This is a genomic window from Herminiimonas sp. GW821-FHT09C12 (assembly GCF_059416385.1).
The window spans coordinates 1,251,764-1,265,031 of record NZ_JBWKPC010000002.1; the positions used below are offsets into that span (position 1 = coordinate 1,251,764).

Genomic DNA, 13,268 nt, shown 5'->3' on the forward strand with positions numbered 1-13,268 from the left:
ACAATAAGTTGGAATGCCAAGTAATTCTTATATCTTGACGTCGTCAGATGCAACTAGTGACACATCTTCAAATCCAGCGGCGCGCTCTTTTGCGCATTCGGCTATCGCTTCACGCAATAGATCCAATCCACTTCCAGTCTGGGCACTTATAAAAACACGACGAATTTTATCATATTCATCACGCTCTAAAGCAGGTTCCAGACCGGCGGCATCAATCTTGTTCCAAACCAGAATCTGCGGGATATGATCTGCGCCAATTTCACGCAATACCATATTTACCTGCTCGATCTGCTCCATACGAACCGGACTGGCACCATCGACAACATGCAATAGCAAGTCAGCATGAATTGTCTCTTCCAGGGTGGCACGAAATGCTGCCACCAGTTGATGCGGTAACTCACGAATGAAACCTACCGTATCGGAAATCACTACATTACCGGCTTCACCCAGATAAATGCGACGCGAAGTAGTATCCAATGTCGCAAATAATTGATCAGCCGCCAACATTTTGGTCTTGGCTACTGCATTAAACAAGGTCGATTTCCCTGCATTGGTATAACCAACCAAGGACACAGAAAATGCATTATTGCGACCACGGGCACGACGTTGCGTTGCGCGTTGTTTGTGCAATTTTTCCAGCTTGGCACGTAAAGCTTTAACCCGATCACCCAGCAAGCGACGATCTGTTTCCAACTGTGTTTCGCCTGGACCGCGCAAACCAATACCACCCTTTTGCCGTTCCAAGTGAGTCCAGCCACGAATCAGGCGTGTTGCAAGATGTTGCAACTGTGCCAATTCAACTTGTACTTTACCTTCATGGCTTTGTGCACGCTGCGCGAAGATATCCAGAATCAGACTGGTGCGATCAACTACACGCACTTTCAGATGACGCTCAAGGTTACGCTGCTGCGCCGGCGACAAGGCATGATTGAAAATGACAATATCAAGCTCGTGATCGACAACTGCATCAGCGATTTCATTCGCCTTGCCCGAGCCGACAAACAAAGCCGCGTCCGGACTGGAACGCTTGCCTGTGATCGTCATGATCGGATCGGCGCCTGCCGATCTGGAAAGAAGGGAAAGTTCTTCTAGGCTTGCAGCGAAATCGCCTTTGCCAAAATCAAGGCCTACCAGTACTGCGCGCATATTAATACTGCACCAGCGACTGGATTACGCGGGTCTTATTCAGCTTCTGATTCAAGGCTCAGGTTCACGGCACGTGCAGGAACGACGGTCGAAATTGCGTGTTTATAAACCATCTGCGTGACGGTATTACGCAATAAAACCACGTATTGATCAAAGGATTCGATATGACCTTGGAGTTTGATACCGTTGACGAGATAAATCGAAACGGGAACATGCTCTTTGCGTAAAGCATTGAGGAATGGGTCTTGTAACAGTTGCCCTTTGTTGGTCATGACAGCTCCAGTGTGTTGTTGTGTTTAAGAGGTTGAGGCATCTTGCTTTTTTTCAAGAGTCTTACCTATTGGAATGTAATCGATTTCAGACTTTTTCGCCAAATCGCCTTACTTCTCCGACCGCGAGAAAGGATTTTTCCCAGAACGCAACTCGATACGTAGTGGAGTCCCAACCAGCGAAAAAGTTTCTCGAAAATGTTTTTCCAGGAAGCGCTTGTAATTTGCATCGATCGCATCCAAAGCATTGCCATGAATGACAACAATCGGTGGGTTCATGCCGCCTTGATGCGCATAACGCAATTTAGGACGGATGGAACCCTTACGACGTGGTTGTTGATGCTCAACCGCTTCGATCAAGGCGCGCGTCAATTTAGGCGTCGACAGATTCGACATCGCCGCAGCATAAGCGCCATCGACGGACTTCATCATAGGGCCGATACCACTGGATTTCAACGCGGAGACGAAATGCGTTTTCGCAAACGAAAGGAAACCTAGCTTGCGCTCCAGATCAATCTTGATCTCGTCGCGTCTATCGCTAGTCAGACCATCCCATTTATTCACACCGACAACAAGCGCTCTGCCCGACTCCAAGATGAAACCCGCGATATGCGCATCCTGCTCGGAGATATCCTGCTGTGCATCTAGCAGCAACAGCACGACATTCGCTTCAGAAATGGATTGCAAGGTTTTGACAACTGAAAACTTCTCGATCGCCTCGAACACTTTGCCGCGACGACGTATGCCGGCGGTATCGATCAAAGTGTACTGCTTACCTTCACGCTCAAACGGAATCTCGATTGAATCGCGTGTAGTGCCGGGCAAATCGAATGCGATGACGCGTTCTTCGCCCAGCAAGGTATTGACCAGCGTTGATTTTCCGACATTCGGACGACCGACAATCGCCAACCGAACGCTGCGATCCTTGGACTCAGGAAGCTCTTCTTCCGGCGGCCGTTGCGCAAAAGCGATATTCAACGACTCTTCAACCAAATCATTTACACCATCGCCATGCGCGGCGGAAATGACGTATGGATCGCCCATGCCGAGTTCATAAAAATCAGCGGTCACCATCGTGTACTTCATGCCTTCGGCCTTGTTCACGACCAACATCACCGAACGACCGGATTTGCGCAGGAAATCTGTGATGGTTTTATCGTGCGGCGTCAAACCTTGGCGACCATCGACGATAAAGATCACGACGTCAGCTTCAGCTACAGCCTGCTTCGTCTGCTTGGCCATCTCATGCATGATGCCTTCTTTGGCAACAGGCTCGAAACCACCAGTGTCGATTACGAGGAAAGGACGTTCACCCACACGGCCTTCGCCGTAATGCCGGTCACGCGTCAAGCCCGGAAGATCGGCGACCAACGCATCACGCGACCGGGTTAGTCGATTGAATAGCGTGGATTTGCCGACGTTAGGTCGACCTATAAGTGCAATAACCGGCTTCATCAAATGTTTTACTCAGCCGCAATTGCGACCAATGTTCCTGATTGAGTTTGAAAAATAAAATTCGCACCAGCGAGAACCGGCACGCCAAGAATCGGGCTGCCATCAGTACTCACACGTGCCAATAACAAGCCATTTTCTTTAGAGAAAAAATGGATATAACCCTGATAATCTCCGACTGCAACTGCACGACCGGAGGAAATCGGTGTCGACAGACGACGGTTTTTCAACTGATCGTTCTGCCAAAAGCTGGTACCAGTATCGCGTGCAAAGGCTTGCAATTCGCCACGCTCATTCGCCGCATACACTGCGCGTTCATCAACATCCACGCCGACATCGCTGGAAAAGGCTTTGCCCCAACGTGGTGTCCCGCTAACCACATCAAAACACGCAACGCGCCCTTGATAAGACACTGCACAGATATCGCGGCCAGCTACGAAAGGTGCGCCGGAGATATCAGCAATACGTTCTAGTTCCGTCGTGCCGCGTGGATCACCTACCGCAACTTCCCAACGTGGAGCGCCCGTACTCAACGCTACGGCCAACAAGCGACCACCAGCCAAACCGATATATGCATTCCCATTGGCAATCGTCATACCTGGCGATGTACGTAATGTCAGCGGCGGTGCCGTACGTTGTACAAACCATTTGCGTGTGCCTGTTTCTGCATCATACGCAACTACACGATTGTCCAGACTACGTACAACGACCGTATCCTGCCCTACCGCAGGGGTAGACAATATTTCGCTGCTGGCTTGCGCCTTCCAACGTAATTTGCCTTGACCATCAAATGCCAGCACTACGCCTTTTTCGCCTGCAACGACTATCGTGTCACCATCACTGCCTACACCTGCCGTCAATGGCATGCCAGCATTGATGCGCCATACGGATTGTCCGTTTGTCGCATTAATACGTGTAATCGTACCGTCTGCTGCCGCAGTAAAGATATCGTTTCTAACCAATGCTGGCGTAAACGCATAGTTACCTGCCTTGCCAACCGATGCAGACCACGCAGTACGCGCATTCAATGTCGGCTGCTTGATTTCAACCAGCGCAGCCGGCGCATTACGCGTCGATGGCTTGCTCGCAAACGGATTCATCGAGGACAAAACAGAACACCCTGCCGTTGCAAACAGCAAGCCGACAGACAGAACTTTTAATGCGGTCCGAAACTTCTGCATCTCTTTTCCTTTAAGCATTTATGCTGCTTTTTTTTCTGGCGCACCACCAATAGCATCCAGTTTGATCTGGATCAGCTGGCGAGCAGGATTCTTTGCGTCGATTTTGTCCAATGCTGCTTGATACGCTGCACGCGCTTCATCCAGCTTGTTTTGTGCAACAAGAATGTCGCCCTTGCGATCGCTGACCACACTGGCAAACTGCGCAGGAAAATCGCCAGCCAGCAACTTCAAACCTTCGTCGTAAGCTTTTTCGTCGAGCAAGATACCAGCCAAACGTACTTTCGCAATCGCCTTGTATTCGTCATTCAGACCTTTGTCGATCACCCATTGCAATTGTGCTTTTGCAGTTTTGAAGTCGTTCGAATCGAAGGCCGATTTAGCCGCAGCCAAAGCACTCATTTGCGCATAAGCAGTACGCGAAAACTTGTCTTCCATATCGGTAGCCGCACGCTGTACTTTTTCCTTATCTTGCGCAGTGACTGCTTTTTGCAATTCCTCATACAACTGAGAAGCCTGCAAAGATTGCGTACGCTGGTAGTAACCCCAACCAGCCCAGGCCGCATAAGCGCCCAATACAATAATCAGCAACCAGGTAACGAGATTGCCGTACTGATTCCACCAGGATTTAAGAGTGGCCAGTTGTTCTTGTTCTGCGTGATCGTATGCCATGATGGTCCAATATTAGTGATGATAATGTACGTGTTCGTCGTGCGAGTGATCGTGCGCACCAACGATTTGATCGACCAGATAATTCGGGATGCTATCGAACTCAACATTCGACTGATTGGCACCTTCAGAACCGCGCATTTCCTTCACGACTGCGGTGCCTTGTGCGATTTCGTCTTCACCGATAATGACAGCGTATGCGGCGCCACTACCATCTGCACGCTTCATTTGCGACTTGAAGCTACCGATACCGGCAGCTGATGCGCAATGCAATACAACGTCGAGTCCTGCATCACGCAAACGTTCTGCGACTACCGATGCCTGCAATTGCGCTGCATCACCTTGATGCACGATATAAACGTCACATTGATTCGGCGCGAACTGTTCGCCGCTAGCCTTCATCAGTTCCAGCAAACGCTCAACGCCCATCGCAAAACCACAAGCTGGTGTTGGCTTGCCGCCAAACATTTCAACCAGCGGATCGTAACGACCGCCGCCGCATACCGTACCTTGCGAACCTAGTTGGTCTGTGACCCACTCGAATACCGTGCGATTGTAGTAATCCATACCGCGTACCAAACGCGGATTGATCGTGAATGGAATTGCATTGTGATTCAAAATCTTTTGCACGCCTTCGAAGTGCGCACGCGATTCTTCGCCCAGATAATCAAGAAGCTTAGGCGCAGCATTAACCATATCCTGCATCGTTGGATTCTTGGTATCAAGAATACGCAAAGGATTGGTGTGCAGACGTTTTTGCGCTTCTGCATCCAGCACGTCTGCATTCTTTTCAAAGTATGCGATCAAATCGGCGCGATGCTTGTTGCGCTCTTCTGCATTACCAATCGAGTTCAACTCAAGACGCACATCCTGCAAACCAAGATCGTCCCACAAGCGCTGACACATCATGATCAATTCGGCATCGATATCCGGACCGGAAAAACCGATTGCTTCCGCACCGATCTGATGGAACTGACGATAGCGGCCGCGCTGCGGTCTTTCGTGACGGAACATCGGGCCGGAATACCAAAGACGCTTCGGGCCATCGTAAGTCAGATTATGTTCAAGCGCTGCGCGCACTACGCTGGCGGTACATTCAGGACGCAGAGTAAGTTCGTCGCCATTCATCGAATCGGTAAAGGAATACATTTCCTTTTCAACGATATCGGTGACTTCACCCAAGCCACGTGCGAACAATGCAGTCGGCTCGACGATAGGCGTGCGTATCTGTTGAAAACCGTAGCTCTTGAGCACAGTGTGCACAGTGTTTTCGAACAATTCCCACAATGGGGCATCGGCAGGGAGAATGTCGTTCATTCCCTTCACGCCAACGATTTTTTCTATTTTTTTGGTATCTGACATTTATTTTTAAAGACTTATTTTCTATTACTTGTTTACTGCGATTTAAACGGCACTACGTTCTTTGCCGTAATGGCTCTTGACGTAGTCCAGCACAATCGCATGAAATTCTTCGGCAATATTGTCGCCACGCAGCGTAACTGTTTTTTCACCATCGACGAATACCGGCGCTGCCGGCGACTCGCCTGTGCCCGGCAAACTGATGCCGATGTTCGCGTGCTTTGATTCACCAGGACCGTTGACGATGCAACCCATAACAGCGACATTCATCGCCTCGACACCTGGATATTGTTTCTTCCAAACCGGCATCTGATCACGCAAATAGGTTTGAATTCCGTCAGCCAACTCCTGGAATACAGTAGACGTCGTACGTCCGCAGCCTGGGCATGCAATCACCATAGGCGTAAATTTACGCAAGCCCATGGTTTGCAAAATTTCCTGCCCGACGATGACTTCTTTGGTTCTGTCGCCACCTGGTTCCGGTGTCAGCGAAATACGGATCGTGTCGCCTATACCTTCTTGCAACAAGACCGACAACGCCGCCGTCGATGCCACGATACCTTTGCTGCCCATCCCTGCTTCGGTCAAACCTAGATGCAGAGGATAATCACAACGACGCGCCAGCTCGCGATATACGGCGATCAAATCCTGCACGCCAGATACCTTGCAGGATAGGATGATGCGATCACCAGCCAAGCCCACTTCTTCAGCACGCATCGCGTTTTCAATCGCAGACGTCACCAGTGCTTCATACATCACGGCCTGTGCAGTCCATGGATTCGCTCTTGCCGCGTTTTCATCCATGATGCGCGCCAACAGCTCCTGATCCAGACTGCCCCAGTTCACGCCTATGCGCACTGGCTTATCAAAGCGGCATGCGGTTTCTATCATTTGCGCAAATTGTGTATCGCGCTTATTACCTTTACCTACGTTACCTGGATTGATGCGATATTTCGCCAGCGCTTTCGCGCAGTCCGGATAATCGTTCAGCAATTTGTGACCGTTGTAATGAAAGTCGCCGACTAGCGGCACAACGATATCCATCTTGTCGAGTTGCTCGCAAATCGCCGGCACGGCAGCTGCAGCTTCCGGCGTATTCACGGTAATACGCACCAACTCAGAACCAGCACGCGCCAATTCCTTGATCTGAATTGCGGTACCGATCACATCAGCCGTATCGGTGTTGGTCATCGATTGCACGACAACCGGTGCATCTCCGCCTATGCGAACTTCGCGTCCGCCATAACTAACAACCGCTGTGCGACTTTGGCGACGCGTCAAAGGACCTGTGGCAATCGGATTGGATGACGACATAAGCGATTTATTTCAAATTCAATCTGGCGACGTTGCTGCTATTTCCGGTAACCACATCTACTGGATCACCACGCAAGGTCACATCTACACCCGCAGCATTACCAATCACAACCGAGACCGGTCCGGTGACGGCGATGGCTTCAGAGGAACCTGCTTTCATCAAACGGGAAACAATCACACTATTGTCCGGACGTTTAATTTCTACCCAAGAATCCTGACGCACATTAATTGCTAACGCGTTTTTGCTATCAACTGGAGTTGCCGGCACTGGTGCTGTTGTCGGCAGAGGTTTCGCAACTGGGACTGTAACCACAGCGCTTGCAACAGGCGCCACCACTGCCGGCTTGGCCGCTGCAACAGGAGGAGTTGGCTCACTGACAGGCTTGGCGACTTCAACAACTTTCGCTTCCACTGGTTTCGTGTCAGCTGCCCTCGCCTCTATCACTTCTTCAAGGACTGGAGGCGTTTCAATCACGGCACCCGACTGAGTTTCTGCCAGCTCAATAGGAGCCAGTTTTTCTTCAACCTTGGACAAGCCTGAAGACGAAGCGCCGTGCGACAGCAAGCCCATGCGTTGACCAGCGTAAGCCAAGACAGCAAGTGCAACCAGAATACCAATTCCGATCACTGCCTTGGAACGGAAACCGCGTTGATTCACAGACAGCAGTCTCGTTTCTGAAAACGATGCCGAAAGCGGACTACGCTCAGGAGGCAAGACGCTAGGAGCAACCGTATCATCCTTGATAGCAGCAAGGATAGGCGCAGGATCGACTCGCAACACTTTGGAATACGAACGTATGAATCCACGCACAATCACCATGCCCGGCAAAGCCGCATAGTTATCGTCTTCCAAGGCCTGTATCTGACGACTGGCCAGATTCAACTGATTGGCAACCTGCTCTACCGTCCAACCGCGCTCTTCGCGCAAAGCGCGAAGTTGCGTACCAGCCGAGATACGAGGCTCAAGGTTTTCCACTTCCGGTGCTTGCTCTGGCGCAGCATCATTATTCATTGTTTCATCCACTGGAACGTCATCATTCATTAAAAGCTCCACGCTGATAGGCCGCAAATTCTGTCGAGTCCGGATAGCGGCGACGTAACTGCGTCACGAGACTACTTTCCGCGGCACGATCCCCCGCCTTGCGTTCAATTTTTATTGCCAACCACAACACTTCCGCGCTCAAGACATCTGCCTTCGTCACGCGGTTGATATAAAACTTTGCACGCTCCAAATCGCCACGCTCATAATTAAGACGCGCCAGATTCGTACTCGTTGTCGGATTACCCGGATCCTGACGGAAGGCCTCAGTAAAATAACGCTCCGCTGCGACCTTGTCTTTCAAGATCAAGCTGCAGGTACCGGCGTTATTCAACGCCTTGGCAGGCGACTGATAATTCTTGCTGCGCAAGGCGGATTCAAAATATGCGATAGATTGATTAGCGCGTCCGTTTTGGCACAAGAACCAACCGTAGTTATTACTTAAATCCGGATCATTCGGAGCCAATCGAATGGCGCGCTGAAAGTTCTCTTCAGCCAAGCGTGCTTCGCCTTGATCCATATATATCAATGCGGCCATGCTATATGCATCGGCAAAATTCGGATCGGTTTGCAATGCCAGCTTGGTCTCATCCAAGGCAACTGTCATTTGACCTTGCTGATAGTAACCAATGGCTAATTGCAAGCGTATGCGTGCACGTCTTTGATTCTCTGTCTTGTCGAAGCTGGTTGTCAGCTCACCATCAGGTGCAGCAGGTCTGGCGGCACAACCCAGCAACAGGATTGCAGATAACAAAGAAACTACCAACCAGCCCGATCGGCGCACTGTCATCAAGATGAAATCTCCACAATGCGTCCAAAATTCTTGCCAAATTTTTCCTGATACTCCGCCATCTTCTTCATGCGATCCTGCACTTTCGTGCGGTCCTGCACTTCACCAGCCAATTGTCCGCAAGCGGCATCGATATCATCGCCGCGTGTCTTGCGTATTGTGGTGATGATGTCTGCATCCATCAATACTTGCGCAAAGGCTTTGATGCGCGGATTTTGCGAACGCGTCAAACCCGATTCAGGGAAAGGGTTGAACGGGATCAAATTAAATTTGCACGACACATCCGCCTGACGCACCAACGCGACCAGTTCGCGTGCGTGCTGATCAGTATCGTTAACGCCATCCAGCATGCAATATTCAAAGGTAACGAAATCACGTGGCGCGAATTCCAGATAGCGCTTGCAAGCAGCCATCAACTCGACCAACGGGTACTTCTTGTTCAGCGGAACCAGACCGTCACGTAAAGGATCGTTTGACGCATGCAGCGATACCGCCAGCGCAACTGCGCAATCCTGCGACAGCTTGTCTATCATCGGCACCACGCCGCTGGTCGACAGCGTCACGCGACGGCGTGACAAGCCATAAGCGTTATCGTCCAGCATCAACTTCAATGCCGTAACGGTTGGTTCGTAGTTCAGCAAAGGCTCGCCCATGCCCATCATCACCACATTGGTGATTTGGCGCTCGCCCTTAGGGCCAGGCTCTATACCTTTGGTTCTACGTAATTCAAATTCCGCCATCCACAGTTGGCCGATAATTTCACCAACCGACAGATTGCGGTTAAAGCCCTGCTTGCCCGTCGAACAAAAACGGCAATTCACCGCGCAACCGGCTTGCGTAGAAATACACAAGGTGCCGCGGTTTTCTTCAGGGATAAAAACTGTTTCTACTGCATTACCCTGCCCCACATCGACCAGCCACTTGCGTGTACCGTCGGAAGAGGTGTGATCAGAAATCACAGTGGGTGCAGCAATGATCGCGCGCGTAGCCAGCTTGTCACGCAGCGATTTAGCCAAATCGGTCATCGCGTCAAAATCGCTCGCGCCGAATTGGTGTATCCAGCGCTGCAATTGCTTGGCGCGAAACGGCTTCTCACCCAACTCGCCGCAATAAGCGATGAGTTGCGCAGGATCCAGGTCCAGCAGATTGGTGAGAGTCGTCATAAAACTATTCCTTGAAACCGTTCGATCATCAGATCACTCTGCAACGAACGGAAATTCAAATTAACGCGAGTAAACGTTCAATGCTGGGAAGTAATAAGCGATTTCAACTTTCGCTGTTTCTTCTGCATCGGAACCGTGTACTGCATTTGCATCGATCGAATCAGCGAAGTCAGCACGGATGGTGCCTTTTTCTGCCTTCTTCGGATCAGTTGCGCCCATCAGGTCGCGGTGCTTGATGATTGCGTTTTCGCCTTCGAGCACTTGGATCATTACAGGACCGGAAATCATGAAATCAACCAGGTCTTTGAAGAAAGGACGTGCGCTGTGCACAGCGTAGAAACCTTCGGCTTCAGCACGCGACAATTGCGTCATGCGAGCAGCGACGATTTTCAGGCCTGCGCCTTCGAAACGGCTATAAATCTGACCGATTACGTTTTTTGCTACTGCATCCGGTTTAATAATCGACAGTGTGCGTTCGATTGCCATCTGAAAAACTCCAATAAAATGAAAGGGTTAAGACAAAATTCTGATATTTCAACTAACCTTTAATTCTACCACGAAAGCCCCTCTACTTGAAGTAGCAGCAAGCTCTTTTAAATGTGAAGATAGCGTTAAGAACAGAACCGTTTATACTATGAGCATGTCAAGAACCTGCTTGGCAACAACTCGAGCTTGATATCAACTTGGAGAAAACATGAGCAATCTACAGCAGACCTTTGGGTCTACCTATGACACCACGGCGGTTCGCCATCGCGTATTGCGAAATACATATTGGCTGCTCGCCCTTTCGATGATTCCAACCGTGCTAGGCGCATGGCTGGGCGTGCAGTTCAAGTTTGCATTCTTTGCCGGCAGCCCTTTCATGGGCATGATTATCTTTTTAGCAATTGCCTTCGGTTTCTTCTATGCAATTGAGAAAACGAAAAATTCCGGTTTGGGCGTAGCCCTGTTGCTGGGCTTCACATTTTTCATGGGCTTGATGCTGTCTCGCTTGATCGGCCACATACTCGGCTTTGCCAACGGCACTACGCTGATCATGACGGCTTTTGGCGGTACGGCAGCAATTCTTGGCACGATGGCAACGGTAGCAACCGTTTCCAAACGTGACTTCAGCGGCCTAGGCAAATGGTTATTCATGGGTGTGCTGGTCATCATCGTGGCCGCAATTGCAAATATCTGGCTGCAGTTGCCAGCATTGCAACTGACGATCTCGGTTGTGGCGATCGGCATCTTCTCTGCCTTCATCTTGTACGATGTACAACGCATCATCAATGGCGGCGAAACCAACTATGTCACGGCGACGCTAGGGATTTATTTGAGTGTTTATAACGTTTTTGCCAACTTGTTGTCCTTGCTTGGCATCTTTGGTGGCGAACGCGACTAATCACTGCAGTTGAAACAAATAAAAAAGCCGACTTTAAAGTCGGCTTTTTTCATGCGCTTAACAGTTACTCAAGCAATTGTATCCCCTGCATCACGCAACTCAAAAACAGCCATCGATTCCACATGCGAGGTATGCGGAAACATATTTACTACGCCTGCATTTTTCAACGTGTAATGACCATCATTGACCAATACGGCAGCATCACGTGCCAACGTAGACGGGTTGCAAGAGACATATACGATACGACTTGGCAGCATGTCGGGACGACTCTTACCCAACTCAGACAAGGCTTCACATACAGCCAATGCGCCATCGCGCGGCGGATCAATCAACATACGATCGAATTTTCCCAACTCGATAAAGTCCTCAGCCTTGGCTTCAAACAAATTGCGGCAATAAAACGAAGTTTTTTCAGCCAAACCATTCGCCGTTGCATTTTCCAGCGAGCGCTCAGTCAGGGTTGTGCTGCCCTCTATACCAACAACTTCGCGCGCCTGCGTGGCAATCGGCAAAGTGAAATTACCCAAACCGCAAAACAGATCAGCAATACGATCAGTTGGCTGCGCATCCAACAAACGTAAGGCGCGCGCCACCAGAACGCGATTAATCTGATGATTTACCTGAGTAAAATCAGTCGGCTTGAACGGCATCTTCACGCCAAACTCTGGCAAAGAGTAATGCAGGTTGTTATCCGTCGGATAGAACTGGTAAGCGCTATCCGGACCAGCCGGCTGCAACCACCATTGCACCTGATATTCATCGGCAAACGACTTCAGCTTGACCTCGTCCTCTGCCGATAACTCAGTCATGATGCGCAACACCATCGCCGTCACTTTCACTTCTTCGCCTTGCCCAATGGCCAATTCAATTTGTGGCAAATGATCGATGATAGAGAGCGAAGCGATCAAGTGACGCAAAGGTACCAGCATCTCCGACACATTTGCAGGCAGGATTTCGCAAGTCTTCATGTCGGTAATGAAGGATGATTTCCGCTCATGAAAGCCAACCAGTACGCCACCTTTTTTCGGCACATTACGCACCGATATCCGTGCACGATAGCGGTAACCCCAAGTCGGCCCGTGTATCGGCCGCAACATGGTTTCAGCTTTTACCTTGCCGATATGCTTCAGATTATCTTCAAGTATGCGCTGCTTCAACGCGACCTGTGCCGTTGGCTCCAGATGCTGCATGGAACAACCACCACAAATGCCGAAGTACGCACATTTCGGCTTGGTGCGCAGCGATGATTCTTTCAGCAAGACCATCATTTTGGCGGCTTCCCAATTCGCTTTCTTGCGATAGGAAGAATAAACAACGCGCTCTTTCGGCAATGCGCCTTCGACAAAAACAACTTTGCCTGGTGTGCCATCTTCATTTTTCAGATGGCCGACACCGCGTGCTTCCATGTCGAGGGATTCGATATCAATAATGGTTTGCTGCATAGGGATTGAATCAGATAATCAAGCCGAAGATCGGCTTGTGTTTAATGAGATAAGAAGTGTGAA

The 13,268-nt window shown here is 50.1% G+C and carries 13 protein-coding genes; 1 reads left to right on the forward strand and 12 read right to left on the reverse strand.

Going from position 1 to position 13,268, the window contains the following annotated elements; genetic code table 11:
* Positions 1-27: 27 nt before the first annotated feature.
* From hflX to ndk, 11 genes are all read right to left on the reverse strand, one after another.
* Positions 28-1,146 carry a GTPase HflX gene (hflX, locus tag AC07N2_RS15695; RefSeq protein WP_494779080.1) on the reverse strand — a complete coding sequence of 373 codons (1,119 nt, stop codon included), beginning with the start codon at positions 1,144-1,146 and terminating at the stop codon, positions 28-30.
* Between the two features lie 35 nt (positions 1,147-1,181).
* Positions 1,182-1,418, reverse strand: a complete 237-nt coding sequence (hfq, locus tag AC07N2_RS15700) for an RNA chaperone Hfq (protein WP_012079975.1) — start codon at positions 1,416-1,418, stop codon at positions 1,182-1,184.
* Between the two features lie 108 nt (positions 1,419-1,526).
* Complete coding sequence (gene der / locus AC07N2_RS15705; protein WP_494779081.1) at positions 1,527-2,870, reverse strand: ribosome biogenesis GTPase Der; 1,344 nt, start codon at positions 2,868-2,870, stop codon at positions 1,527-1,529.
* 8 nt (positions 2,871-2,878) lie between these two features.
* Complete coding sequence (bamB, locus tag AC07N2_RS15710) at positions 2,879-4,048, reverse strand: outer membrane protein assembly factor BamB (RefSeq protein WP_494779082.1); 1,170 nt, start codon at positions 4,046-4,048, stop codon at positions 2,879-2,881.
* Between the two features lie 18 nt (positions 4,049-4,066).
* On the reverse strand, positions 4,067-4,717 hold the full coding sequence (locus AC07N2_RS15715) for a tetratricopeptide repeat protein (protein WP_494779083.1): 651 nt from the start codon (positions 4,715-4,717) through the stop codon (positions 4,067-4,069).
* 12 nt (positions 4,718-4,729) lie between these two features.
* Entirely contained in the window at positions 4,730-6,076 is a 1,347-nt protein-coding gene (gene hisS, locus AC07N2_RS15720; protein WP_494779084.1) for a histidine--tRNA ligase, read from the reverse strand.
* Positions 6,077-6,118: 42 nt separating this feature from the next.
* The gene (ispG, locus tag AC07N2_RS15725; RefSeq protein WP_076590994.1) at positions 6,119-7,387 is read right to left on the reverse strand and encodes a flavodoxin-dependent (E)-4-hydroxy-3-methylbut-2-enyl-diphosphate synthase; all 1,269 of its coding nucleotides are present in this window, start codon (positions 7,385-7,387) and stop codon (positions 6,119-6,121) included.
* A 7-nt stretch (positions 7,388-7,394) separates the two neighbouring features.
* Positions 7,395-8,429 (reverse strand): RodZ domain-containing protein, encoded by a 1,035-nt coding sequence (locus AC07N2_RS15730; RefSeq protein WP_494779085.1) that lies wholly within the window; start codon positions 8,427-8,429, stop codon positions 7,395-7,397.
* Positions 8,422-9,216: a type IV pilus biogenesis/stability protein PilW gene (pilW, locus tag AC07N2_RS15735; RefSeq protein ID WP_494779086.1), complete on the reverse strand. Its 795-nt coding sequence runs from the start codon at positions 9,214-9,216 to the stop codon at positions 8,422-8,424. The genes AC07N2_RS15730 and pilW overlap by 8 nt, the downstream gene beginning before the upstream one ends.
* Positions 9,216-10,379, reverse strand: coding sequence for a dual-specificity RNA methyltransferase RlmN (rlmN, locus tag AC07N2_RS15740; RefSeq protein WP_494779087.1), 1,164 nt, complete (start codon positions 10,377-10,379; stop codon positions 9,216-9,218). The genes pilW and rlmN overlap by 1 nt, the downstream gene beginning before the upstream one ends.
* A 60-nt stretch (positions 10,380-10,439) precedes the next feature.
* Positions 10,440-10,865: a nucleoside-diphosphate kinase gene (gene ndk, locus AC07N2_RS15745; RefSeq protein WP_076590990.1), complete on the reverse strand. Its 426-nt coding sequence runs from the start codon at positions 10,863-10,865 to the stop codon at positions 10,440-10,442.
* A gap of 208 nt (positions 10,866-11,073) precedes the next feature.
* Between ndk and AC07N2_RS15750 the strand changes: the two genes are divergently transcribed.
* The gene (locus AC07N2_RS15750) at positions 11,074-11,763 is read left to right on the forward strand and encodes a Bax inhibitor-1/YccA family protein (protein ID WP_494779088.1); all 690 of its coding nucleotides are present in this window, start codon (positions 11,074-11,076) and stop codon (positions 11,761-11,763) included.
* Positions 11,764-11,831: 68 nt separating this feature from the next.
* Here the strand turns inward: AC07N2_RS15750 and rlmD are convergent, their stop codons facing one another.
* Entirely contained in the window at positions 11,832-13,205 is a 1,374-nt protein-coding gene (gene rlmD, locus AC07N2_RS15755; RefSeq protein WP_494779089.1) for a 23S rRNA (uracil(1939)-C(5))-methyltransferase RlmD, read from the reverse strand.
* Positions 13,206-13,268 lie beyond the last annotated feature (63 nt).